This window comes from Marinifilum sp. JC120 (assembly GCA_004923195.1).
Classification (GTDB): domain Bacteria; phylum Desulfobacterota; class Desulfovibrionia; order Desulfovibrionales; family Desulfovibrionaceae; genus Maridesulfovibrio.
This window is the reverse complement of record RDSB01000003.1, coordinates 164,409-189,207: the sequence shown is the minus strand read 5'-3', so window position 1 is coordinate 189,207 and position 24,799 is coordinate 164,409. Positions and strand designations below refer to the sequence as shown.

General features: G+C 47.5%; 24 protein-coding genes. 18 read left to right on the top strand and 6 right to left on the bottom strand.

Features of this window, described 5'->3' with window-relative positions:
- The first annotated feature begins 99 nt into the window (after positions 1 to 99).
- The 9 genes from D0S45_05015 to D0S45_04975 all read left to right on the top strand — a co-directional run bounded on the left by D0S45_05015 (position 100) and on the right by D0S45_04975 (position 11,874).
- The gene (locus tag D0S45_05015) at positions 100 to 1,491 is read left to right on the top strand and encodes an undecaprenyl-phosphate glucose phosphotransferase (protein TIH18580.1); all 1,392 of its coding nucleotides are present in this window, start codon (positions 100 to 102) and stop codon (positions 1,489 to 1,491) included.
- A gap of 75 nt (positions 1,492 to 1,566) precedes the next feature.
- A complete protein-coding gene (locus tag D0S45_05010; protein ID TIH18579.1) occupies positions 1,567 to 2,142 on the top strand; it encodes a polysaccharide export protein in 576 nt (191 codons plus the stop codon).
- Positions 2,143 to 2,180: 38 nt separating this feature from the next.
- Positions 2,181 to 3,851, top strand: coding sequence for a hypothetical protein (locus D0S45_05005; GenBank protein ID TIH18578.1), 1,671 nt, complete (start codon positions 2,181 to 2,183; stop codon positions 3,849 to 3,851).
- A 12-nt stretch (positions 3,852 to 3,863) separates the two neighbouring features.
- Entirely contained in the window at positions 3,864 to 5,615 is a 1,752-nt protein-coding gene (locus D0S45_05000) for a lipopolysaccharide biosynthesis protein (GenBank protein ID TIH18577.1), read from the top strand.
- 17 nt (positions 5,616 to 5,632) lie between these two features.
- Positions 5,633 to 6,517: a polysaccharide biosynthesis tyrosine autokinase gene (locus D0S45_04995; protein ID TIH18576.1), complete on the top strand. Its 885-nt coding sequence runs from the start codon at positions 5,633 to 5,635 to the stop codon at positions 6,515 to 6,517.
- A 12-nt stretch (positions 6,518 to 6,529) separates the two neighbouring features.
- Positions 6,530 to 7,510: an AAA family ATPase gene (locus D0S45_04990; GenBank protein TIH18575.1), complete on the top strand. Its 981-nt coding sequence runs from the start codon at positions 6,530 to 6,532 to the stop codon at positions 7,508 to 7,510.
- A 14-nt stretch (positions 7,511 to 7,524) separates the two neighbouring features.
- Complete coding sequence (locus D0S45_04985; protein ID TIH18574.1) at positions 7,525 to 9,465, top strand: DUF4962 domain-containing protein; 1,941 nt, start codon at positions 7,525 to 7,527, stop codon at positions 9,463 to 9,465.
- Complete coding sequence (locus tag D0S45_04980) at positions 9,462 to 10,436, top strand: sulfotransferase (protein TIH18573.1); 975 nt, start codon at positions 9,462 to 9,464, stop codon at positions 10,434 to 10,436. The genes D0S45_04985 and D0S45_04980 overlap by 4 nt, the downstream gene beginning before the upstream one ends.
- The gene (locus D0S45_04975; GenBank protein ID TIH18572.1) at positions 10,426 to 11,874 is read left to right on the top strand and encodes a polysaccharide biosynthesis protein; all 1,449 of its coding nucleotides are present in this window, start codon (positions 10,426 to 10,428) and stop codon (positions 11,872 to 11,874) included. The genes D0S45_04980 and D0S45_04975 overlap by 11 nt, the downstream gene beginning before the upstream one ends.
- Here the strand turns inward: D0S45_04975 and D0S45_04970 are convergent.
- The 5 genes from D0S45_04970 to D0S45_04950 form a co-directional block, all read right to left on the bottom strand.
- Complete coding sequence (locus tag D0S45_04970; protein ID TIH18571.1) at positions 11,871 to 12,908, bottom strand: ABC transporter ATP-binding protein; 1,038 nt, start codon at positions 12,906 to 12,908, stop codon at positions 11,871 to 11,873. The genes D0S45_04975 and D0S45_04970 overlap by 4 nt on opposite strands.
- The gene (locus D0S45_04965) at positions 12,905 to 13,693 is read right to left on the bottom strand and encodes an ABC transporter permease subunit (protein TIH18570.1); all 789 of its coding nucleotides are present in this window, start codon (positions 13,691 to 13,693) and stop codon (positions 12,905 to 12,907) included. The genes D0S45_04970 and D0S45_04965 overlap by 4 nt, the downstream gene beginning before the upstream one ends.
- Before the next feature lie 57 nt (positions 13,694 to 13,750).
- Positions 13,751 to 14,728, bottom strand: coding sequence for a tungstate ABC transporter substrate-binding protein WtpA (wtpA, locus tag D0S45_04960; GenBank protein TIH18569.1), 978 nt, complete (start codon positions 14,726 to 14,728; stop codon positions 13,751 to 13,753).
- Between the two features lie 328 nt (positions 14,729 to 15,056).
- Positions 15,057 to 15,278 (bottom strand): hypothetical protein, encoded by a 222-nt coding sequence (locus tag D0S45_04955; protein TIH18568.1) that lies wholly within the window; start codon positions 15,276 to 15,278, stop codon positions 15,057 to 15,059.
- Between the two features lie 606 nt (positions 15,279 to 15,884).
- Positions 15,885 to 16,772, bottom strand: a complete 888-nt coding sequence (locus tag D0S45_04950; GenBank protein TIH18567.1) for a DMT family transporter — start codon at positions 16,770 to 16,772, stop codon at positions 15,885 to 15,887.
- Between the two features lie 125 nt (positions 16,773 to 16,897).
- On the opposite strand from D0S45_04950, the gene D0S45_04945 reads away from it, so the two are divergent.
- Genes D0S45_04945 through D0S45_04915 form a run of 7 tightly spaced genes read left to right on the top strand, consistent with a single transcriptional unit; the run spans position 16,898 to position 23,142 of the window.
- On the top strand, positions 16,898 to 18,505 hold the full coding sequence (locus D0S45_04945; GenBank protein TIH18566.1) for an MBL fold metallo-hydrolase: 1,608 nt from the start codon (positions 16,898 to 16,900) through the stop codon (positions 18,503 to 18,505).
- A 5-nt stretch (positions 18,506 to 18,510) separates the two neighbouring features.
- Positions 18,511 to 19,071, top strand: a complete 561-nt coding sequence (gene rsmD, locus D0S45_04940; protein ID TIH18565.1) for a 16S rRNA (guanine(966)-N(2))-methyltransferase RsmD — start codon at positions 18,511 to 18,513, stop codon at positions 19,069 to 19,071.
- Complete coding sequence (locus tag D0S45_04935; protein TIH18564.1) at positions 19,059 to 19,565, top strand: pantetheine-phosphate adenylyltransferase; 507 nt, start codon at positions 19,059 to 19,061, stop codon at positions 19,563 to 19,565. Before rsmD ends, D0S45_04935 begins: the two co-directional genes overlap by 13 nt.
- Positions 19,562 to 20,482, top strand: a complete 921-nt coding sequence (gene miaA / locus D0S45_04930) for a tRNA (adenosine(37)-N6)-dimethylallyltransferase MiaA (GenBank protein TIH18563.1) — start codon at positions 19,562 to 19,564, stop codon at positions 20,480 to 20,482. The genes D0S45_04935 and miaA overlap by 4 nt, the downstream gene beginning before the upstream one ends.
- Positions 20,483 to 20,537: 55 nt before the next feature.
- Positions 20,538 to 21,581, top strand: coding sequence for a hypothetical protein (locus tag D0S45_04925; GenBank protein TIH18562.1), 1,044 nt, complete (start codon positions 20,538 to 20,540; stop codon positions 21,579 to 21,581).
- A 19-nt stretch (positions 21,582 to 21,600) separates the two neighbouring features.
- The gene (locus D0S45_04920; GenBank protein ID TIH18642.1) at positions 21,601 to 22,557 is read left to right on the top strand and encodes a hypothetical protein; all 957 of its coding nucleotides are present in this window, start codon (positions 21,601 to 21,603) and stop codon (positions 22,555 to 22,557) included.
- 12 nt (positions 22,558 to 22,569) lie between these two features.
- Entirely contained in the window at positions 22,570 to 23,142 is a 573-nt protein-coding gene (locus D0S45_04915; GenBank protein ID TIH18561.1) for a CDP-diacylglycerol--glycerol-3-phosphate 3-phosphatidyltransferase, read from the top strand.
- Between the two features lie 77 nt (positions 23,143 to 23,219).
- Here D0S45_04915 and D0S45_04910 read toward each other — a convergent pair whose 3' ends face one another.
- A complete protein-coding gene (locus D0S45_04910; GenBank protein TIH18560.1) occupies positions 23,220 to 23,408 on the bottom strand; it encodes a twin-arginine translocase TatA/TatE family subunit in 189 nt (62 codons plus the stop codon).
- Positions 23,409 to 23,602: 194 nt separating this feature from the next.
- On the opposite strand from D0S45_04910, the gene D0S45_04905 reads away from it, so the two are divergent.
- Both D0S45_04905 and D0S45_04900 read left to right on the top strand, forming a co-directional pair.
- On the top strand, positions 23,603 to 23,971 hold the full coding sequence (locus D0S45_04905) for a hypothetical protein (protein ID TIH18559.1): 369 nt from the start codon (positions 23,603 to 23,605) through the stop codon (positions 23,969 to 23,971).
- A 26-nt stretch (positions 23,972 to 23,997) separates the two neighbouring features.
- Positions 23,998 to 24,795, top strand: a complete 798-nt coding sequence (locus D0S45_04900; protein TIH18558.1) for a hypothetical protein — start codon at positions 23,998 to 24,000, stop codon at positions 24,793 to 24,795.
- The last annotated feature ends 4 nt before the right edge of the window (positions 24,796 to 24,799 follow it).

Here is a 24,799-nt window from a genome sequence, read left to right as displayed (position 1 = left end):
AAAAATATGGGAGTTGCATAGTTATGCAACTCCCTTTTTTTTTGTTATGATTATAGTTAATTGGGTCTTTTCGGTTTTTTCTTTAGCGCAGGAGGAATAATGGACCGGAAGATACACATTTCACCACACATGCTTGAGCCGTTGCATAGAGTTATAGATGTTGGAGCTGGGATAGCGATTCTACTCACGCTTTATAATGTTTTTTCTCCTGCATCATTTTCCTCCCGTCCTACTCATATAGCCCTACTGGCCGCAGTTACTGCGGCATTGGCTCTTATCTCTTTTCACCTTGCCGGTGTTTACCGGAATTGGGCAGGGTCTGATCTTGTCCATGAATGCAACCGTATTATTGCAGCAGTCTTTTTAGTTTTCGGTGGGCTGTTGCTTTTTGGGTATGCTTTCAAGGTTTCCAGTGTTTATTCAAGGTTGGTCATTCTTGCGGCGATGCTTTTGTGGCCCGCTTTACTCTGCCTTGAACGTGTTTTTATACGTAAGGTTGTTTCCCGTTTTTTTGTTGAAAATGTGGCCGGCAGGAAGGCAGTTGTGGCTGGATGCGGTCAGTTGGGTAATTCACTTGATGAGTGGGTCAATGATAACCCATGGGCCGGAATCAGGATTATGGCTTTTTTTGATTCTGCTGATCCGGGGTGTCATGGTGCAATTCCAAGTGGCGGGACTTTGGAGGATCTGCCGGGGTATGTGAATGAAAATCATATCCAGATTGTGTTTGTGGCCCTGCCCATGCGGGATGAAGCAATGCTTAACAAGCTTTTGCAGGGGCTGGAGGATACTACGGCCCAGATTTATTTTTTCCCGGATATGTCCATTTTCAAGCACCTTATGGGCGGTGATGTGGCGCATGTGGCTGGTCAGACTGCGATTGTGCTTAGGACTTCCCCTTTTGAGGGGATGAACGGGTTCGTAAAGCGTATGGAGGATTTGATTGTTTCGGGCCTGATCTTACTCATGATTTCTCCTGCTATGCTTCTCATTGCGTTAGGCATAAAGATGACTTCAAAGGGACCGGTATTTTTCAGACAATGGCGTTATGGACTTGAGGGTGAACCCTTCCAGATTTACAAGTTCAGAACCATGAAAGTTTTGGAAAACGGATACACCTTTACTCCGGCCACGGATAGGGATCCGCGTATTACTTGGTTCGGCATGTTTCTGCGTAAGAACAGCCTTGATGAATTACCTCAGTTTTTGAATGTACTTGTTGGGTCCATGTCCATTGTTGGGCCACGCCCGCATGCAGTTAAAATGAATGAAGATTATCGCAAGCATATTCCCGGATACATGCTTCGTCATATTTCCAAGCCGGGGATCACCGGGTTGGCGCAGGTAAATGGATACCGGGGCGAGATTAAAAGCGACGAGGATATGAAAAAACGTATATCCTTCGACATTGAATATTTACAGAACTGGTCAGTGCTTATGGATCTAAAGATTATTTTGAAGACCGTGTATAAGTTTGCTTGGCGGCAGTAAATTTTTATGTCCGATAAATGACCTAAGAGTATAATTTCATTATATAAGAACAGTCGGCTATACCTAGGAGGTTTTGTGAAGACACTGAAATTATTAATTTTGTGCAGTGCTGTCATGTTCTTTGCGTTAACCCCACAGTGGGCTTCCGCCCAATTGACCGTAAACGATGAATACAGGCTTGGTCCTGAAGATGTGATTGAAATTTCGGTCTGGGGTGATGAAGAGCTTGCCAGAGAAGTTGTCGTAAGACCGGATGGCGGTGTTTCATTTCCTCTTGCCGGGGATTTGAAGGCCGGGGGGCTGACCGTGGATGAGCTGCGTGAACAGGTAAAAAAACGTATCGCCGAGTTTGTTCCCGATGCCCCGGTAACAGTTATTCTGCGCAAGGTTGAGGCTCCCAAGGTTTATGTCATGGGAAAAGTTAATAATCCCAAGGTCCATGTAATGGGACAGGATATGACTGTGGTTCAGGCTTTAGCCATGTCCGGGGGATTGAGTCCTTTTGCTGAGAGCGGCAATATCATCGTAGTCCGCAGGAACAAAGATGGAAGCCAGAAGGTTTTTAACTTTGACTATGACGAGCTGGCTGAGGGGGAGAGTTTGAAGCAGAATATCCTTCTGAAACCTGGCGATACCATTATCGTGCCCTAGGATATGTTTGCTTTAATCTATTCTGACAGGGGAGTAAGATGTCTGGATTGGTTCGCAGGATCTTACGCGCCGTGGCATTCAGTCTTGTGCTGGTGCCGGTCTGCGTTGTTCTCGCAGGGGACGGAGGTGTCTCTTGGCGGGTGCGGATTCCTGTGATTCAGCCTCTTGAAAACTGGTCCAGCAAAGTGGAGACGGGGGCGGCAATCTTTGTGGCCGACCTTAAACGTCCGGTAAATGATGTGACCCTTCAAGCCGAGCCGTTTCAACTTGCTCAGGGCAGAGGAAGCGAGATAAGGGGTTCTGTCGTTGATAAGGTTGTCCGCAAGCGCGTCGCGGCTGCTCTCGTATCGGTGAAAGATGTTCAGACTGCGGAATTTGGGCCGGTTTCAGTTAAAAAAGTTTTGGTAGCGGAGAGACAGTCTGATCTTGTCTCACCTGAGTTTGTCGGAAGTACTATGAAGGAGGAAAAAGTGAAAGTTCAGGAGCGCATTGAGGCTCCGTCCGTATCTCTTATTCCTTCTGAAAATGCCCGCGAAAAGGAGGCTATTGCTTCCGGTGATGACAGTTTTTTCACTACTCCCAAGCGGTCGGTCGGCCTTTCCGGTAAGGTGATCAAGATTAAGCCTATCCTCCGTTTGCGTGAAATGTACGACAGTAATGTGGATTACAAGAAGTTTGATGATCTGGTTACTGAAATTACTCCGGCGCTTAAGGTTGAGATTTATGATGAAGACCTGAAAGTTAATTTCAGAGGCGACTTTATTTACAAGGATTATCTGGAGCACAATGAGTTGGACAGGTACGACTACAACTTGTCGCTGTCCGGGAAATATAAGTTTAATCCCAGATTGGACGGGGAAGTTGAATTTACTCATAAGCGCTACCATAACCTTGACCAGAATACTTATGAGTCCGGTGGTGTGGATATTGATCCGACTGTGATCCTGAAAACCACAGCAACACCGACATTGAACTGGCGTATGGGAGAGAAGGATAATCTCAGCATCTCAAACTATATTGATAAAACCAATTACGAGCGCAAAACCGATTCTGATTATGTAACCAACGTGCTCAGCTTCATATGGGGGCATGCTTTAGATAATGAACGGACAACTTTGTATCTGGGTGAAATGAACACTTTTACCCATTTCAGCCGTGAGATGGACGATTTTAAAAGTGATCAGGTTTCGTTTCAGGCAGTGGTTGGGGTTGACCATCAGTTTACAGAAGCGTGGAAGCTTTCAGTCAAAGGTGGTCCGGGTTTGACTTTTTCCAATTATTCAAGCGAAACAACAAGGGGAGATGATGTTGATTTTCTCTACCAGTTTCGTGTCGAGTTGGGGTATCGTGAGTTGGAGTTCAGCGTGGTACCGGCTATTGAAAGGACTGTGCGTCCCGGACGTTATGGCGAGAATGAAATTTTTGACCAGGCAGAGTTGTTTTTCCGTTATGAGTTCTCGGAATATCTGACCTTGGACAATATTAATACTTACTGGATGAATGAGTCAGGCGGGGAGAGCGGTGGTAGAAAACATAAAGCCAACGGTGTGTTTTCCCAGGCTGTTGTTAACTGGATTTTTGAAGAGGATTGGAAAGCATATTGCGGTGTGAGCGTTAACTTTTCTCGTAATGAAATCAGCGGAACAGATAATGAAAGATTCAGGAGCTGGGTCGGATTGTCTTACTCTTTTCCGACCGAGATAAACTAAGGGAGCGGGCATATGCAGGAAAGCTCGGATATTGCATATTATCTGGATGTACTTAAACGCAGGAAATACCAGTTCCTCCTTCCGGCGGGAGCGGTCTTTACGCTGATCGTGATACTGGCTTTCGTGCTTGCTCCGGTTTACAAGTCCACGGCAACCATTTTGATCGAAGATCAGGATATCCCACAGGATCTGGTGCAGACTACAGTTACCGGGTTTGTGGAAGAAAGGTTGCAGTCTATCTCTCAGATCGTGCTTAGTCACGGTAACTTGCTGAACATTATTAAAGAATTTGAACTGTATCCTAATCTTGTCGGCAAATATACCACTGAGGAGATCATCACCAAAATGCGTGAAGATATCCAGTTGGAGCCAATTACCGCAGATGTCACTAATCAGTATTCTGGTCGTCCGGGTACGGCTACTGTTGCGTTTACCCTTTCCTATGAAGGACGTAGTCCGCAGAAAGTTGCGCAGGTGGCAAATGTGCTTACGTCTCTTTATCTGAAGGAAAACCTGAAAGAGAGGGAAGAAAAAGCCAGATCTACTTTTGAATTTCTTGAGTTGCAGCTCGCTGAATTGCGTTCCGAAATTTTAGAGCTTGAATCCAGTATTGCCATTTTCAAGGAAGGGCACGTTAATGAACTACCGGAATTGCTGGTTCATAACATGAACTCCATGGAGCGGTTGCAACGGGAGCTTGATCAGGTTCAGGAACAGATAGCTTCCCTCAAGAACCGTAAGGTTTACCTTGAAGGGCAGCGGGCCAGTATTGATCCGAATCTGCGTATTGTGGCCAATGACGGGACCCGTTTTCCCACCGCAAGAGAGGATCTGGAAAAATTGCGCCGGGAATATCTTTCCTTGCAATCCCGGTATTCCACACGGCATCCTGATATACTGGCCATGAAGAGGCAGATTGAGGCTCTTGAGAAAGATGTTGATGCAGCGGACAATCTTGATGCTCTCAATCGGGAGATCAAGAATAAGGAGCAGGAATTGTCTATCCTGCTCAAAAGATATTCAGGCAAGCACCCTGAAGTTATTATGCTCCGCAGGCAGATTGATTCTCTTAACGAGAGTCTTGAGGAAGCGGCCTTGCAGGATAGCATGTTTGATTCTGCTTCAGATATTCCAGATAATCCGGGCTATATTCAGATTGAAACCCAGATTGCTTCTACCGAACTTGAGATTGCCGAGGCGGAGAGGAATTTTCAGGAACTGAGCAATAAATATGCGGCCTACCAGCGCAGAGTGGTTAACACTCCACAGGTGGAGCAGAGATATAAAATTCTGCTGCGTGATTATGATAATGCCCAGCTTAAGTATCAGGATGTGAATACCAGATTATTGGCCGCTCGTGAGGCTAAGGGTTTGGAGCAGAGTCAGCTTGCCGAGCGGTTCACCTTGATTGACCCGCCTATTGTCCCTGAAAAGCCGATTCGTCCCAACAGACTGGCCTTGGTTCTGGTGGGTTTTGTGCTTTCATTGGGGATTGGAGCGGGAACCGGAACCGTGCTGGAATTTATGGACCGATCCATCCGCAGGCCGGAAGAATTGTCAGCAATTGTTAAGTATCCGGTACTGGCAATTGTTCCATATTGGGAGACTGAGCTTGAATCACGGACTATTGTGCGCCGGAAATGGAGTATGGTGTTGACTGTTTTCTCTCTGATGGTTTTGACTGTGGCAGCGGTACATTTTTTCTTTATGCCCCTTGATATTATTGTAGTAAAAGTGGTTCGTAAGGTTATCCTGAATTTTTAAAAGTACAGGGAGTCATCATGAGCAAACTGCTCAAGGCAGTTGAAAAAGCAAGACGCAACCGGATGCTACAGGAAGAGCAGGGTGTGCTGGAAAGCAAGGATTCTCATGTAGAAGATGCTGCTTCGGATATGCCGCCCCCTACTCCTGAGAAGGATGTCTATGCTGATGTAAATACAGATGATTCCATACAAAGTTGTAGTCTTCCATCTTCTTTCTACAGTGATGACATTGTATTGGATGAGATGGAGCTTGCGAAGAACAGGATTCTTACCAAGCACAGCAATGCTTCTTTTACCGATATATATAATCTGTTGCGGACCCAGATTTTTCACCGTACCAGAAAAAATAAACATAACGTGCTGATGGTTACCAGTGCCATGCCCGGAGAAGGTAAAACCATCACTTCCATCAATCTTGCCATAAGTATCGCCCGTGAAGTGGATCAATTTGCGTTGCTCGTAGATACTGACATGCGTAATCCGAGTATTCATAAGTATTTGGGAATTGAAGTTGAAAAGGGGCTGACCGATCATCTTCTCCATGATATTCCTGTTTCTGATCTGCTTATAAAGCCGGGGATAAATACACTTTCGTACCTGCCTGCCGGTGATCCTATCAGGGGATCAACCGAGATTCTCGGCTCGCCCAAGTTGCAGGAACTTATTATTGAAATGAAGGACCGTTATCCGGACCGGTATGTTATATTTGACTGCCCGGACCTTCTGCATGCTCCTGATGCGTTGGTTTTTTCGAGCTATGTTGACGGAATTATTTTTGTTGTGGAAGCAGGTAAAACTTCACGTGAATATGTCCAAAAGGCTCTTAATTTGCTGGAAGGACGTAATATCGTAGGTGTTGTTTTGAATAAGACGGAAAGGGAAAACTTGAACGTTGTCAGCTGAGGCGGTGGCTAAATGTATCTTGAGTTTTACGGCTTGAAAGAAAAGCCATTTAACATCCTTCCCGACCCGGAATATTTTTATCTTAGCCCGTGGCACCAGCAGGCAATCATACATATTGATTACGGTTTGATGAACGGTGACAGCTTGATTTTGCTGACCGGGGACGCGGGAACCGGGAAAACATCGATTATTTATAGACTGGTTGCTGAGCATTGTGACGATACAATTGTCGGAGTTATCTTTAACAGCGCTGTGGGGGGAGATTATATTGTGGAGATGATTCTCACCGAACTTGAGGCGGAAATGCCCGAGAATCCTACTCCAGCTTCCTGTCTTGATGCTTTGCAGGAGCATCTGCTTAAGATTTATACTAAAGGTGAGAAACGGGTCCTGCTGATTTTGGATGAAGCTCAAAATTTGAGCGACGATGCTCTTGAACAAGTGCGCATGATTTCTAATTTGCAAGCAGGAAAGGATAATCTCATTTCTATTCTTATGGTCGGGCAATCCGGCTTTCGTGACCGCTTGCGCAAGGCCCGATACAGTCAGATCGTGCAGCGGATTGTTGTCAGTGCCCATCTCTCCCGTTTGAGAGAGCAGGAAGTTCAGGAGTATGTATACTACCGTTTAAGACAAGGCGGGGCTGAAGATCCGTTTGCAATTTTCACCGAGGGAGCAGTTGCGAAGATCAGCGAGTATTCCCACGGCATTCCTCGTAATATAAATGTGATTTGCGAAGGTGCGCTTATCTTTGGTTTTGCCGATGATATCAAGCCCGTTACAGCCGAAGTGGTGGAGACTTTTGCTCAGGAGCGGATCAGTGATGGGCTTTTGACGGTTCCTGAGTGCTCTGAGCGTTATAAAGAAGAAGATCTGGGATTGTATGTGGAAGAATTGGAAAAGAGGGTGGCTAGCCTTGAATCTTCGGTGGGGATTGTAAAGCGTACTTTAGTGAAGATAATTAAGACACTTAAGCGTGTTACCGCTAAATAAGCAAAGAGGTGTACATGCGGCTGGGAACGGTTGTCGCAATAGTTGTTTTGTTCTCGGCAATATGGACTGTTCCGTATTGTGCGGCTTCCGTTGATTATTATGTTTTCAAGTCCCGTCCCAGACTTTATTTCAATAAATCCCGCCTTGAAGAATTACGCTCCCTGAAAGATGAAAAGCCTTATTCTGATTTTCTGCGCATTATCCGTAAGCGCGGGCGCGGACTTGTGGGGAACAGGGCTCCAGCCACTCTTCTTCGCTACAATGATGAAACCCTGCGCCGTCCGGCTGATGGATTGGTTGACCTTGCTTTTTACCATTTAATCAAAGGTGATCCGTCTGCATTTGTTACTGTGCAGGATCTTTTACGGACTTTTTGCGTTTCTCCCCGCTGGGGAAGCAACGAAGATATCGGGGCTGCACATTCAATCTTTGCCCTTTCTCTGGTTTATGACTGGTTTTATAACGATCTTTCTTCAGCCCTGCGTTTGATGGTTAAGGATGCCATTATTGAGCATGCGGAAATCTTGGATGAAGTTATTCGCACCAAAAGGCTCTGGTGGGCGCAGTCTCGCGGGCTGCTTCAGAACCATAATTATGTTAATGCAGGGGCTTTGGCAGTTGCGGGGATTGCTCTTTACGGAGAGGACAGGAGGGCCGCCAAGTGGCTCAAAACCGCCAGTAATAATTTTAAGCTGGTTTTGCCCCTGCTTTCCCCGGATGGTGCTTCCCATGAGGGTGTCGGTTACTGGAGTTATGGGACTCTTTGGCTGCTTAATTATTATATGGCCATGGCTCCGGCACAGGGGCTGGAAATGGTCCGCTCAAGTGGATTTTTAAGTAATACCGCTAAATTTCGACTATACGCCTCCTTGCCCGGATTTAAATATAATGTGGATTTTGCGGATTCACCCATGGTGGATTTTTACGGTCCGGGGGCGATCCTGCGTTGTCTTGCCCGTATTTTTAAGGACGGTCATACCCAGTGGCTGGCAAGTGAAGTTGAACGCAAAAGGCGTATGAGCACCATACTCTGGCAGGATTACATCTGGTATGATCCGCAGGTGCAGCCGCAGGAACCGCAGGGACTGCCGCTTCACGCATGGTTTGGAAATCTCGGAATTCTTTTGACCCGTTCTTCATGGGCGGATGATGCTTCTCTTGTTTTTTTCAAATGTGGCCCTCCGCAGGGATTTCATGCCCTGTCCAAAGGGGTTTTCCCCGGATCACATATTCACCCGGATGCGGGGCATTTCGGTCTCTGGCTGGGCAAGCGGTCTTTGGTAAATGATGACGGATTTTTGCTCAAGAAATTTTCCATTAATCACAATATCCCGGTCTTTAATAAAATTGGTCAGCTTGGCGAGGGCACTGCAGTCTTCCAGCTTTACGACTACAAAAAGGGCAAAGGGCCCACTCCTAAGCCGAGGTTTGTCAGCGGAGACGGTTTTCAGGCTGTAGAGGTCGAACTTGCCGGATATTATCCCTCTTCAGTGCGGCCGAAATCACTGAAGCGGGTGATCGTGGTTATTAACGGTGAAGATTTTTTTGTGCGTGACCGGATTGTTCCTTCCGGCAGTACCAGCATTTATTATCCCATGCACCTGTACCGTAAGGGACGTCTGGTCAGGGGGGCCGGTGACGGGAAAGTTTGTATTGAGCGGGAAAGCGGTTATGTTTTGAATTTTCATGGGGACGGCTTCAGTACATCATTCAAGCGATACGCTGGACTGTTGCGGTTTATGGGTAAGAAGATTCCCCGCTCGGGAATGCTTTATCAGGCGGAGCGTAAAACTTCTTCCCCATCCACCATGCTTACTGCTGTGGGGCGGACTCTTGAGGGATGTGCTGCCCCGACTTTGTTCGGGAGTTCTGTTTCAGGAGATCGCATTAAGGTTGAGTGTCGCAGCGGGAGCTACAGGGTTGATTTTTCAAAACTCGAGGTGCAGAAGCTATGATCCATGCATTCATACTATATGACAGCAGGTCCGGTTCAACCTTGCTTTCATCTCTGCTGAATCGTCATGCCGGGGTCGTGGTTGCGCAGGAGAGCCATTTTATTTCCCTTGTCTTGGAAAATTTCAAAGATGAACAAGCCATGACCGTGGGCGGTCTGCTGGATTTAATTTACTTGGAACCTCGTTTTGTTGAATGGAATGTGGACCGGGAAGTTCTGCGCAGCAGGTTGGATGAGTTTGACCAGTTAACCTACCGCATCGTGTTCGACGTTGTCTTTGCGCAGTACCTCAAGGTGCGCGGTGAGGGCGAACCGGAAGTGCTGGTCATCAAAGGTGCGCGGCACGATTTTCATCTGAAGCAGTTGAAGAAGATATATAGTGATTCGAAATTTATTTTTCTTTTACGTGACGGGCGGGCAGTTTTTAATTCCAAGCTGAACATGGTTTCACTGACCGGGATGAAGATGTCCAACAATATTTTTCAGGCTGCTTTTGATTGGAAAAGAATGTTGCACAGGCTGGACGGAGAAACGTTGATTCGTATCCGCTTTGAAGATCTGCTTGCCAATCCCGAGGGCGAGGTTGTCCATTTACTTGATGCGCTGGATGTGAGCCTCGCAGGTAAAGTGATCAGCTCTACCCAGCAGGATTACTATCAATTGATCGGTAAAAAACAAAAACATCTGCACAAGAATGTGGGCCGGGACCCCGATCGTAAAATTGCGCTGAAGTGGAAAGATATTTTAAGTCCTGCCCAGATTCAGCTTTACGAGCTGATTTGCGCCCGTGAGCTTTTAGAAAACGGATACGAACTATATGCACCGGGCAATGTGCCGTTTAGGGAAAGTGCCGGGCTGATTGTCGGGCAGGCTGTGCATTGGATCTGGCTCAAAGTACGAAATATTTTTTATTACACCTTTATTGATAGGAGTATTCTCCACAAGCTGAAGGAAAAACGGTTTGAGCAGTGATTATTCCAATTTGAAGAAGCTGATCCTCGTCTTTACTGCCAAGGGAGTGAAGGGCGCAGGTGGTTTGCTGCTGGCTTGGGTGCTGGCTAAGAAGTACGGGGCTTACGGTTCCGGTCTTTTCTTCATCGGCTATACTTTTGCTTTTCTTTGCGCAAATTTTGCTCAGCTAGGCATTGGAAATGGGTGCTTGCGCTTTATCCCGCAGCTAAAGAGTGAGGATGGTGGCAATCTTTCATCTATGTGGACCCTTTCACAATTGATTGTGGGGGGCTTTGCCTTGCTGCTTTGCGGGTCGGTTATGGTTTTTGCCAAATCTGTGGCCGGATTGGTCTTTAAAGATGTGTCAAAGTGGGAGTACATTTTTTACGCTTCTCCCATAATTTTTTTCTGGAGTTTGACCAGAATCAACATAATGGTTCGCCAGAGTCTTGGCGATATGTCCGGGATTACACTGGTGGAAAACTTGCTGATTCCACTGGGCATGCTGCTTCTTTCCGGTTTAGCATTTGTGGTCGAGTTTAGTGTGCTCGGTTTTCTGGTGGCTGTGACTGCGCTTTATATTATGTCTTTTTTGTATGCATTTATGAGCACTCGCAGGGATTATGGATTGAGCTTTTCGCTCAGGCTGCGCGGTACGATCAGTGTGCGTGAAATTCTTGTGTATTCCATTCCGCTTTTGACCATCGCTTTTTCCCAGACTTCACTGATCTGGATAAATACGCTCATCCTCGGTGCTGTCGGTTCAGTGGTTGAGGCCGCTTATTTTGTGGCTGCTATGAAGGTTGCGGTGTCCATTTCTATTCTGTTGTATACTTTCAACAGCGTTTATGCCCCGCAGATATCTACTGCCTATGCTCGTGAAGATTATGCTTCTATCCGTTCCCTTTATCGCGATGCCACCCATGCATTGACCTTTTTTTCATTCATTCTGCTGGCCGGGGTGGCTGTGTATTCCGATGTGATCATGCGTTTTTTTGGTGTGGAATATGAGGCCGGGACAGCCTGCCTACTCTGGATGCTGCTTGGTCAGATTTGCAATTGCTACACGGGTCCGGTTGGTTATCTTTTGATCCTTTCCGGTAAGTCAAAGCTGGAAGTTTTCAACACCGTGGCCGGGCTTATTCTTAATGCGGGACTCTGTTTGCTGCTTTACAACAACCTTGGGGTGAGCGGGGCTGGGTTGGCTTTTTGTCTTTCAAACGTGCTCATCAATCTGCTGCGTTATTTCCAGTGTCGCAAGTTTTTTGGAATCAGCTGGTTGGATCGCAAACAGAAGTTTTTTGTCTGTCTGCAATTGTTGCTGGTTTTTGCGTACCTGTTTTTAAGTTCTTATGGTGTGAACCGTGAGCTTCTGGTCGCAGGGCTTTTAGCCATCTATCTGCTGGGTAATTTTTATAACATCAGAAATCTCTACGGAAATTTGCGCACCCAGCGTTAAAACAGGTGCAGGCTCTGCTCCGGAATGGCGACTTTGATGGGCAATCCCGGTTTAAGTTCACCGTTACCTATCATCTTGCGCGGTACTAAGGCGTAGATTTCCATGCCGTCGTAATCAAGGCTGACCCGTGCGTGAAAACCTCCGGCTGTGATACCTTTGATGGTGGCATAAAAGCTGTTCTGCCCGTTATGTTCACCTATTTCACTGCCCAGCAGCACTTCTTCGGGCCTGAAGGCCAGCCTTGTCTCAGACCCCGTTTTTTCCTTACAGCAATCTAATCTCAGGTCGCCCAGCTGTACCCATTCTTTCATGGGAACGCAGGGGTAAATATTGTTCATGCCCACGAAACCGGCCACGAATTCCGAGCCGGGAGAGTTGAATATATCCCGGATTTTACCTTTGCGTACTAGTTGACCATTCCTGATGATGGCCCCATTGGTGGAAAGATAAAGGGCTTCGTCAAAATCATGAGTAACCATGACAAAGGTGATCCCGGTTTCGCGGTGCAGGTCTTTGAGCAGTTCCTGTACTTCTTGCCGGAAAGCCGGGTCCAGTGCGGAAAGGGGTTCATCCAGCAGCAGTACTGCCGGATCAACCAGCAAGGCGCGGGCAATGGCTGCCCGTTGCCTTTCACCACCGGAAAGATGGTGTGGGGTACGGGTGAGTAAGTGAGAAATATTGAGTTTCTCTGCAAGTTCCGCAGCTTTTCGTACGGCCTTATCTTCGCTTATTCTTTTGTATTTTGCACCGAAAGTGATGTTTTCCAGCACGCTTAGGTGTGGGAAAAGGGCGTAGTCCTGATAGACAATGGACAGTCCCCGTTTTTCCGGGGGCAGGTGGGCGATCTCATAGCCTGAAATTTTAATGGAACCGGAAGAAACCGGAACCAGCCCGGCGATTGTTTCCAGCAGCACGGATTTGCCGGACCCGGTAGGACCGAGCAGGGTGAAAAAGTCTCCTTCCGGGATGTGCAGGTTTATATCCTGTAAGAAAAATTTGGGAAGTTCGACGTTAAGTTTTTCTATTTTGATCATGATTCCCTGCTCCCCAGTCCGCGTGAAAGAAGTCGCAGTGCCGCAAAGAGCACCAGTGAAAGAAAAATAAGCCAGATAGCCACCGGGCGGGAATAGGACAGCCCATAGGCGGTGAATCGTTCGTACATGAGTACCGGGGCAATCATGGGATGGTAGGCCACAATTACAACCGCGCCGAACTCACTGAGTGCGCGGGCCATGCACATGATCATTCCGGTCAGCAGGGATCGCCAAGCCAGCGGCAGGGTGACCCGGAAAAATGTTTGCGTTGGGGAGGCTCCCAAGGTGCGGGCTGCTTTTTCCAGTCGATCAGGGACAGATTCAAAACCATCCCGGGCAGCGTTAAGATAGAAGGGCAGTCCCACAAAGACCAGCACGGCCACTATGCCTGTATTGGTGCCCATAATGCGGATTCCGGCATCCAGCAGCATCTGCCCGATCCAGTGGTTACGTCCGGCAATGGATAAGAGTGCGATACCGATGACCGGGTGTGGGATCATGATCGGCATGTCAATGATGGATTCCACCAGAGCTTTCCCTTTGAAATCCTTGCGGGCCAGCATAAAGGCGAAAGGGGTACCGATGGCGAAAGATATGAATGCCGCCAGTCCTGAGCAAAGCATGCTGCGGGTGATGGCTGCGCGCACATCCGGGTCCATAATGGTTTCAAGCAGTTCATTGGCGCTTGAACCGAGGATCAGCTGGCTAAGGGGAACCAGAATGAAGCCGAGGACCAGAATGGTGGAAAGAATAGAGCTGACTGATATTTTATGAAATTTTTTCATGGGCGGGAAGTTGGAAAGCCGGGGAGTTACTCCCGGCTTTCCATAATTATACTCAGTTTATTTTTTAACTTTTACAAGCTTCTGGAGTTCTACAGGCATGTTCTTGATCATTGCTTCGTCAGGAACGATAGCTGGAACAAAGGGAGGCTGGCCCATTTCTTTGAGAATTTTCAAGCCGCCTTCTGGGGAAAGCATATAGGCCATGAAAGCGGTGGCCGCAGCTTTGTTGGGAGCATCTTTGAGTTCGGTGATACCGTAGGTTATGGATTTACCGACGCGTTCGATGGTGGTGCCGGGCTTCTTGCCGCTGACAGTCACTTTAGCCTGTTTGTAGAAGCTGTTATATTTGTAGTCGGAAAGGTTGATGTGCTTGTCGAGGGTGATGTACTTCAGGTCGTGCTGCACTGCTACGGAGAGGTATTCCCAAGCATAGTCCATGTTTCCGGTTTTGAGCAGAGAGATAAGTTCAACTGATTTGGGGCGGACCCATTCTTTTTTACGCACGGAAACAAGCTTATCAAAGAGGCCGGATTTGCCGTAAAATTTTTCAGCAAGCTGCATGACCATTACGCTGCGGTAGCCGCAGGGGTCGAGGTTGGGGTCGGAGTGGCCCCAGATAACACCGGGTCTGGCAATAATGTCGTACCAGTTGTCGGCATTGATTTCAGCCGCGAATTTGGATTGGTCGGTGTAGCAGAGAACAAGCTGGTTGGTAGCGAAACGGATGTTGAAGTCCGCATATTTAGGGATCAGGTTCTTATCGATAACTACGTAGTCGGCGGAAGCCATAATGTCTGCGGGTTTGCCCACTTCGGAAATCATGCGAGCCATTTTGGTTGAACCGCCGGCTTCACGTTTGATGTCTACGCCGGGATGCATGGCTTCAAATTCTTTTTCCATTTTAGCAAGGGGAACTGAAAGGCTGCCAGCGTGGAACATGATTACATCGCCGCTGATCTTTTCTGCGGCAAATGCCGGGACTGCGGAGATCAGTGATAGCATAACGAGCATTACTCCTAAAGAAACTAAACGCATTGTTCTCTCCAATTATGATTATTAAAATTTAAGGGCAATTGAAATAACCGTATATTTAGTAGGGGAATTGTTGTCAAACATGACATATGTCATGGAGAGCATAATAAATTTGTGTGCGAAGACTGAAGAGAATTGAAAATTGGAACAAAAAAAGCAGCATGTTAATGCTGCGCGGTACGTCCCCTGCGGCGGGATTTATGAAGAAACATGGCGCAAAAATGCAGGTTTAGCTTACTTGTCGGTTCCTGATTTTTGCGCCGTCCTCTGTTGCTTTGCCGCTTGTGGTTAGAGGTTGGATTTGCGGCAGTCTGATTGAAAATGAATAGGGTTACTGGGTGATCTGTTCTGTTTTCTTTACGGATTCGAGATTGTTATCATCGCAAAACTTTACCCGGTTATAGAAAAGGTCTTCCGGTCCGGCCTTGCTGAACAGCTCCTGTAGCAGCACATTCAGAAACATGCTTTTGCTGATTCCCAGATTCTGGCAGGCTTCCTCGATTTTTTCATTGATCTCATGGTTTAGGTACACATCTGAAAGGCGTGTATGCATAATTTCCTCCTTATTATTTAAGTGTGGTGTATTCATTGTATTGAGTAGTGATTCAAGGTTTCTTCGAGTTCCGCTATTGATAACATAATACGAAAGAATTGTTATGTACAGAGGGTTTCGCGAATTTAACCTTTCTGTCGTCAATTCTTAAACTTGTATTTGTGTGTCGGACTGAATGGATGTGCAGCGTGTGCAGTTGTGCATTGCACATATGTGCAATGAATTTGTGCAAATGGAAGTGCAGAGAACGTTTGGTAAAAATAGGTGTTTTTTGTAAGTATATGTAATTGCGAACTAAGTTCTTTTGGCACGCATGATGCTAAGTAAAAAGACAAGACGGGCGAAGAAGTTGTTCCCCTGCAATTTCTTCAACAAATGCCCGAATAAATATACAGTCTTCATTCCTCATCATCACTCCTTAATACAAAAAGGACCGGGAACCTCCAGCCCGGTCCTTTTGTATTTTTATTGTCTCCGACGGCTGGGGAAGGGGAACTTTTGGGAAAAGTTCCCCTTCCCCAGACCCCATCCCCTCAAAACTTTTCAATAAGCTTCGCTCTATGATGTTTAATATTTTTGCTTTGTATCTTGAGTGTGCGTATCAGATTATTTCTTTTTTCCTAATTGCTGAATTACATTTCCAGCCACAATAAAAAGTAATCCCACCAGCGTTGAAGGCAGGATTTCCTCTCCCAGGATAAAGTGGATTAATATTAATGACAGGAACGGGGAGAGGAATATCAGGTTGCTGACTTTTGACGCCTTTTCACTGAATTTAAGGGCATTCAGCCAGAGGGCGAAGGTGATACCCATCTCGAAGAATCCTACATAGGCGGCTGAAAGTATGGCCGGGATATTAAACGGTGGCAGCCCGGAAAAGATAAGCATAGCTCCGGTTACCAGCGGCAGGCCGAAGCAGAAATTTAAAAATAGACCTATAAGCGGATCGAATTTGCTCTTGGTGTTCATTATCCAGTACAGGGACCAGATTATGGTGCTGAACAAGGCCAAAAAGACCCCGTAACCATTACTGAATTTTATATCGAACAAGTTGCCGTGGGTGGAAATGACTACCACGCCGAGGTAACTGGTCAGGATTGCCAGCAGTTCACGCATGGTCATTTTCTGGCCTAGCAGAGGGATAGATAACAATGAAAGGGTGATGGCCCAAGTGTAGTTAAGCGGTTGGGCTTCCTGTGCCGGGAGCAGGTCGTAGGCTTTAAAGAGTATTATATAGTATAAGAAGGGGTTGAGCAGGCCGGGCAGTCCGCATTTGAGCAATTCAATTTTGCTCATTTGCTTTATCTGTCCGGTTTTATTTTGTATTTTTAAAATGGCGAAGAGTGATATGGTGGAGAAAATAACGGCGTAGAAGAGCAGCTGCAGCGGGTCCATGTAGCCGAGAGCTATTTTGAATGCCGAGGCCACAGTGGACCAGATGAGTACGGCGGAAAGTCCGTACAGGTATGCTTTTTTCTGGTTGTGCTGCTGCATTTTCTAATTGCTCCGCGGTTGCCTGAATTTGATTATTGGTGCATGTAACAGTGCATTCGAATTATCAAAAAAAGCCTGACTAGCATAGTCTGAATAGATTTCAGGGAAATGATTTGGGAGGATAAATGAAGATTACTTTTATGGGTGCCGCCAAGACTGTTACCGGCTCCTGCTACATAATTGAGACTGATAATGTCAGATTCGCCGTGGATTGCGGCCTTCATCAGGGTAACGCGGAAGTTGAAAAACGCAACCGGGGGATAGCTGATTACGACCCCAAGAATCTTGACTTTATTCTGATCACCCATGCCCATATTGACCATACTGGTTTGCTTCCGGCTGCGGTACGGGCTGGCTTTGACGGCCCCATCTACATGACCATCCCCACCCGCGATTTGCTTGATATCATGTTGCTGGATAGTGCTTACATTCAAGAAATGGAAACAGAGTGGGCCAACCGTAAGAGACTGCGCAAGGGCATGGCTCCCATTTCTCCTATTTATCAGCAGGATGATGCACTTAAAACTGTGCCGCTCATGCGAACTGTGCAGTATGGAGCCAGTTTCGATCCTGCGGAAGGTGTTACAGTAAATTTTAAGGACGCGGGACACATTCTCGGGTCTGCATTTATTGAATTGTGGATTAAGGAAGGCGGCGAGACCACTAAAGTTGTATTTTCCGGGGATCTTGGTCATAAGGACCAGCTCATTGTGCGCAATCCCAGCATCATTGAAAAGGCCGATTACCTGCTCATGGAATCCACCTATGGAGACCGTAACCATAAGGATTCCTCCAACAGTCTTGATGAACTTGCCGAGGCTATCGCCTGGAGTTACGAGCAGGGCGGCAAGGTTGTTATCCCGGCCTTTGCGGTGGAGCGTTCACAGCAGCTCATCTACACTTTGCACCTGCTTTACAAGGATGGCAGACTTCCGGCGGACATGCCTGTATACTTGGACAGTCCGCTTGCTATCAAAGCTACTGAAATTTTTAGGAATCATCCGGAATTTTTCGACCTTGATACCAAGGAATTGATGCATAACGGTGATGATCCGCTTTCCCTGCCTAATTTAAAATTTACCCTTACAACTGAAGAGTCGCAGGCAATCAACGAGACAGAAGGTCCGGCAATCGTTATTTCCGCTAGCGGCATGGCTAACGCAGGGCGCATCAAACACCATTTGCGTCACAATATCTGGCGTAAAAACTCAAGTGTGGTATTTGTTGGTTATCAGGGCGTGGGTACTCCGGGCCGTAGATTGGTCAACGGTGCGGACAACATCACAATTTTTGGCGAAAAGCTGGCTGTGGAGGCGAAAATCTTCACTATCAACGGTTTTTCCGGCCATGCTGGGCAGGATGAGATGATTGACTGGCTGAAACACTTTGACAGCCCGTCCATGAAAGTCATATTGACCCACGGCGAACCTAAAGGTCAAAAAGTACTGGCCGGACGCATCAAGCAGGAACTCGGGTACAAGGTGCATATTGCCGATTACCAGGAAGAACTCATGCTTGTACCCGGTGGCGAAATGCAGCCCGTGGTCAAGGGCAAGCCCGCGAAGCCGGAAATCGATTGGGATTTTCTGCTTAATGATTCGGAAAAGCTTTTTACCGAATTCAGGGGCAGGCTGGATAAAGTGCAGTCACAATCTTTTCTCAGTCAGACTGAGTTGCGGGATAGGCTGCTTGAAATTAACCGTCAGGTTATTGAACTAATTTCGGAATTATAAAAGATATGAGACTTATAAGCGGCAAATACGGTGGCCGGGTAATCAAGACCGCCAGCGGTCCCGGTTACCGTCCGGCAACATCCAAGGTCAGGCAGGCCATTTTTTCCATGCTCGAATCAAGGGGCGTGGACTGGGATGGATTGCGCGTGGCAGATATGTTCGCCGGAAGCGGGAGCCTTGCCATTGAGGCCCTTAGCCGGGGTGCGGAATTCGCTTTTTTTGTGGAAAAAAACGTGCGCGCCGCTGCCTTGATCAGTACCAATTTAAAGGATCTGGGAGCTTCCCCCAAAGAGTACAAGGTTTTTAAAACGGATTTGTTCAAAGTACTCGGTAAAGCCCCGGATAAACCGTACGATATTATTTTCATCGACCCTCCTTACGGATACGATTTGCTGCCCAAGGCCCTTGATGCGGCTCTTGAGAACGGCTGGCTTTCCGAGGACGGGTTTGTGTTGGCGGAAGTGGAGGACAAGGTTGAACCTCCCGAGTCGGAACATGTGGACCGCCTCGATCTGCTGGTAAACAAACTCTATGGTCAGACAAGGATATTATTATGGCAGAAGTAAAGCCAGTTACAGCAGTATTTCCCGGAACTTTTGATCCTTTTACCCGTGGTCATTTTTCATTGGTCATGCGTGGGATCAAAACATTTCATAAAGTCATTGTTGCCGTGGCAGGCAGCACGTCCAAGAACTGTAAGTTCTCCCTTGAGGAAAGAGTGGACATGGCTGAGCGTATTTTTGCGCACCATCCGCAGGTGGAAGTGGATTCCTTTGACGGGCTGCTGGTCCATTATGTGGAACAGAGTCCTGCCAATGTGATCATGCGCGGATTGCGCGCGGTTTCTGATTTCGAGTACGAATTTCAGATGGCACTCATGAACCGCCGCCTTGATAATGATATCCAAACCATCTTTTTAATGACCGATTACAAGTGGATGTACCTGAGTTCTACCATAATCAAGGATGTGGCAGTGAACGGCGGGGACATCAAAGGTCTTGTGCCGCGTCAGATTTATGATGAAGTCCTCGAAAGGCTTGTTCCTTCGGAAAATAGATAATGGAAAAGCGTAGGCCAGTTGTATGCATCCTCGGTCCTACCGGGGCCGGAAAGACCGCCACTTCATTGGGGATGGCCCGGAAATTCCCGGTGCGGGTGATCAATTTTGATTCCCGGCAGGTCTATGCAGATTTTCCGGTGATTACCGCTCAGCCCAGCCCGGAAGAACGGGCTGTCTGTGCGCATGAACTGTACGGTTTTCTGCCCACCACTGAGAGCATCAATGCTGCCGGATTCGTTGATCTTGCCAAGGAGTGTATCGAAGCCGCTCCGCAGAACGAGCTTCCAGTGCTGGTTGGCGGGACAGGCATGTATCTGCAAAGTTTGACGTCCGGTCTCGCACCTATCCCTGATATCCCGGATGAGATTCGGGAACGCATCCGCAAACGTGCTGAGGAAGAAGGCGGGCCAGCCCTTTACGCCGAGCTGGAAAAAGTGGACCCGGAATATTGCAAGCGCACCCATCCCAACAACCGCCAACGTAATGCCCGTGCTCTTGAGGTTTACGAGGCCACTGGAAAGCCTTTTACTTGGTGGCATAACCGTGAAGTTCCGCCTTCTCCATATAATTTTTTGAAGATCGGCATCAAGGTTGATCTTGACGAGCTGACCCCGCTGCTGAGCTTGCGCATCGAAAAGATGCTGGAGGCCGGAGCAGTGGATGAGGCGCGCAGGGCATGGGAAATCTGCCCGGATGAAAATGCACCGGGCTGGACCGGGATCGGTTGTATTGAGCTGATGCGTTTTATCAAGGGCGAGATCGACATGGATGAGACCGTCCGTCTTTGGGCTAAGAATACCCGGGCTTATGCCAAACGACAGCTTACATGGTTCAAGCGGGAGCAGGATATTCATTGGTTTGCACCTGACGAGCATGATAAGGCTGTTAGATTTGTAGAGCAGTGGCTTGCGGATTGAGTCCGGGAAGGGTAAGTAATCCCAGAACAGATAATTACGCTAAAACGGAATACATATGAAAAAATATATACTTTTCACTCTACTTGTTCTGCTGGTTACGGTTTCTTCTGCGTCCGCGCAGACAGCAGATAATGGTAATGGTTTCGGCGGGTTGGTTGAAAAATCCGACGGGACCATCGTTAACTGGGGAGATGGTTTTATTGCCGCTTCCTCAGAAATCAAGTTGCTGCCGGATAGTATTGACCCGGTGCGCAGCAAGGCTCTTGCCGTACGGCAAGGAGCTGTTGACTCCCGCAAAGGGTTGCTGGATGTTGTCCTTTCCCTGCCGCTGGATAGCCGCCGTAAGGTTTCCTCAATTATCAAGAATGATCTTAAGGCCTTGAATTCCCTACGCGGGTATGTGCAGAATTCCCTGCTTGATACTGCCCTTGACGGCAACGCGACTGTGGTGGTTACTTCTTCCCTGAATCTGCGCAACGGCCTTTCTTCGATCATAATTCCGCCGACCCTTTCTTTTCAGACCGGAATTCCGCCGACCATTTCCGGTGAGCGCGGTGAAACCGGAGCAGAACTGCAAGCTCTTGAAAGTGAGGAAAACGGCTATATTGATAGCACCGTATATAGCGGTGTTGTTATCGACGCCAGAAGACTTAACTGCAAACCTGTGTTGCTTCCCCTTATTTATGACGGCAGGGGAGTGGGCGTGTACGGTCCCTTCGCGGTCAGCAGGGAATCTGTTCTCAAGCGCGGACTTGTGACCTATATGGTCGATGATAAATCTGAGAACCTGCGTTCGCGGGTTGGAAATTTCCCTTTGACGATCAAAGCCCTTAATACTCATGGTCCTTCCCGGAGCAATTTTGTGCTTTCTCTTGATGATGCGGCCAAAGTCAGAGCCGTTCTTAAGCGTAAGATCGTGAGTGAGAATTGCGCAGTGGTTATTCTTGTGGATGATCCTCATGCGGACATTAAGACTGCTGATGTTGATGAATCTGTTGACATGGAGCAGCCGCAGGAATCTCCTGCTAGAGCAGAAGAGAGCGACATTCAGGAAGGCTCTTTGGATGAAAATTCCGCAGTTCAGAATCAACAGCGATAAATTTACCGGAGCGATAAAGTTGAATTTTTCAGATAAGATAAAGCCGTTTGTTTTAGCCGCCTGCGTTGCTGTGCTGCTTTTTTCCGCCCTGCCTGCCCACGCTGTGAAGGTGCAGATTTTCAAGCCTGTTGATCCTGAAAAGGAAGTTTCACAGCGGACCTTGCGTCAGGAAGCTGTGACTGAAGCTTTTGCGCAAGCCTTGTTTGCTGAAGCCTCTCGGATGCTTCCCGGAACCATGCCCGCAGAAAGGACCGAGGCTGTTAAAAAAGCATTTGGCAAATACTATGAGGAATACATTAACGGCTACAAGGACATGAACGTCAAGCTGGCCGAAGACGGTGTTTCCGTATCCATCAACGTGAGTGTGAACCGCAAGAGCCTGCGTTCGGCCATGAAAAAGATGGGACTCTTCTCAGCTGCTGAAGTTCCTGTGCAAATTAATGTTTCCAACGAAAAGTATACTCTTAATGAGGAACGTCAATTAAAGCAGAATGAGCAAATCAACGAGCTGATTGCTCTTTATGGATTGGTTAATGCTACGGTGGCTGACAGCAATGGAACTGTGGCTGTTCTTTCTGTGCGCCATGCTTCCAAAAAACGCTGGTCCGGAGATCTGCAATCTTCCCGTGGAAAGTGGTTTGCTTCCGGAAGTAGTATGGAGCGGGTCTGGCGTGAACTTTTGGGTAAATATTTCGGTTCCGAGAATATCGAAGCCCTCATGAACCCCAAGGCTGTGCTGGTTGTCAGCGGCTGGTTCAATCCCGATGGAGTCCGCGAGTTCGGACGTAAGCTTAAATCATGGGATTCCGCTGTGCAGGAAGTAAACTTGCTTGATGTGGAAATGAAGCCCACTGCTGTTTCTGCAAGTTGGTCTCTTGAAGTTTCCGACCAGTGGGTGCTTCGGGGATACCTTAATGATTACCTGCCTCCCCGCGGGCTGACTTTCAGTCTGGAGGGACTTGAGGAGGCTAAATAAAAAGGAAGGACCGTGCAGAGTCGGAGAATCTGGACTATACCTAATCTCATAACCATTTTCAGGATATTGCTGACGCCGGGGTTTGTGATCGCTTACCTCGACAGTAATTTCCTTGCAGCATGGCTGTTGTTTATGGTTGCCGGGATTTCGGATGGTCTGGATGGTTTTCTGGCTCGGGTCATGAAACAGCGCACCGAATTCGGGGCCATGATTGATCCTCTTGCTGATAAAATCTTGCTGGTAACTTCCTTTCTTTGTCTTTCCGCGCAAGGATTCATTCCCGTCTGGCTGACCGTGCTTGCTGTCTCCCGTGATCTGATTATCGTCGGCGGTTTGTTTCTGCTTAAATTTTACGGTGTGGAAGTGGAGAAGAGGATTGATCCTCTTTGGACCAGTAAAATAACTACTGCGTTGCAATTGCTGGTCGTTTTTTCTGTGCTTTCGGGGTTGGCCTTCGGTCTGGATGTGAGTTTTATGCATCCTGAGCTGGTAATTCTCACCGCTGTATTCACTTTTATTTCCGGTGCCATTTATCTCAGACGGGGGCTGCTTATGTTTGCAGAAGAAGTGGAGAAAGGGGCATAATAAAACCCCGGCTCGCAAAGCAAACCGGGGATCTTGCAGGTATGGACCTGCTAAAAAATCAAGCTGACAGCAGAAGCTTAGGCTTCTTTATCTTTATCCTTATTTGACGGTGTTACGTCAATTTCTTCAGATTCGCTGCTTGCCTTTTTAAAATTCTGAATTGCGCGGCCCAGTCCACTTCCTACTTCAGGAAGTTTTTTAGCTCCGAAAATCAGGATGATGATACCCAAAATTAAAAGAATCTCTGTTATACCTAAACCGAACATTTTAATCCTCCAATGCTAGATAGTAGTGAACTTTTACACGGGCCTTGCTCTTTGGTCAAGAATGTCTTCTTATCTCGGAACGACACGTAAAATTTATATTTTTGATCTTTACAAAGCCGTGATGCGTACATAATTCTTCCTTTGAATGTTGAACAGTTTCAGGCCGCTGGCCGTGTATCCCGGAGGGAAGTCTTTTGGCTAAGGTAACTAAAATGCCGGGCCGCATGTGCCGGTTTTATAAGAATGGAAGGTGCCTCTTTGAGGAGAAGCTCAACCCCGGATATAATCGGCAGTACCGTTGCAGGGTCATGATTGATCTGGAAGGAGAGTATGATAAACTTCTGCTACAGGCCGAAAATTTCAATCTTGATGCAAAGGCTTTCGGGGATCTTTGGGAACAAAGGATAGAAGAACACTTGAAATTCACAGTGGTGTGTCGCAATATGGTCCCGTGCGAGGAAGAGGACGGTTCCTTTTGTTCCGCGATACATGATAGGGTCTGCCTGTTTGAGTTGCCTGAATGCGAGGGCGTATGCAGTCGTTTCAAGCCGCGTAAGGAATAGAATTTTAGATAAAAAGGAGTTCTGCCGTGTTGATATATTTTCCGCAAATGCATGAAGAATTGGTCGAAGAAAAGGTTGAGGGTGCTTTGATTTTCGATCCGGGTATCGACCGGGAGCAGGCTGGCGAAGTTCCTGCTTTTCGTCCAGAAGATCTTCCCGTGGAACCCGGGACCTGCAAGCGTATGGTTGATGATTTCATCAGCTACGGTGAAAGTCTTGGTGATATGTTCAAATTTATCGCTAATCCCCAGTCCAATGACAAAGACCAGTTCGGAGAGCGGACCTCCGCTATTCATACTGAACTAGCTTCCCGTATTGCCCCAGACGTAGAAGATAAGAGCGATGAAGAAGCACGGATTCAGAATCAGGTCGTGCTTGCTCTTTGTTATGCTTACGAAGAAAAACATATTGAGCTTGGTTCCCTCGAGCAGAACCTCAATGAGAAATGGGCCGGCTTCGGTGAGAGTCTCGGTCTGGATGTGGATAGCGAGGATGACCGCAAGGCCATGGCACTCGGTGGTTTGATGGCTAACCTGCCCGGTATGGGCGGTGGTGATTTGCAGTTGCCGTGGCAGAAAGTGCTTGAAGGGTTCGCTCTGCTGCTGCCGGAGAATTCCGTGCTGGTCACCGGGGATGTGGATGCTGTCTCCCTCTGGCGGGACCGCGATATCGAATTTTATGAAAAAGAAGGATTGTTGGCGGAAAAGGCTCTGGTGCTCCGCGAAAAGGCGTGGAAGCTGCTGGATCTTTCCGGACTGCCCGAAGACAAGCCGTGGCTTGACCGGGAGTTTACCGTAGTCCTTAATGCTAAAGAAGACGATTAAGGAG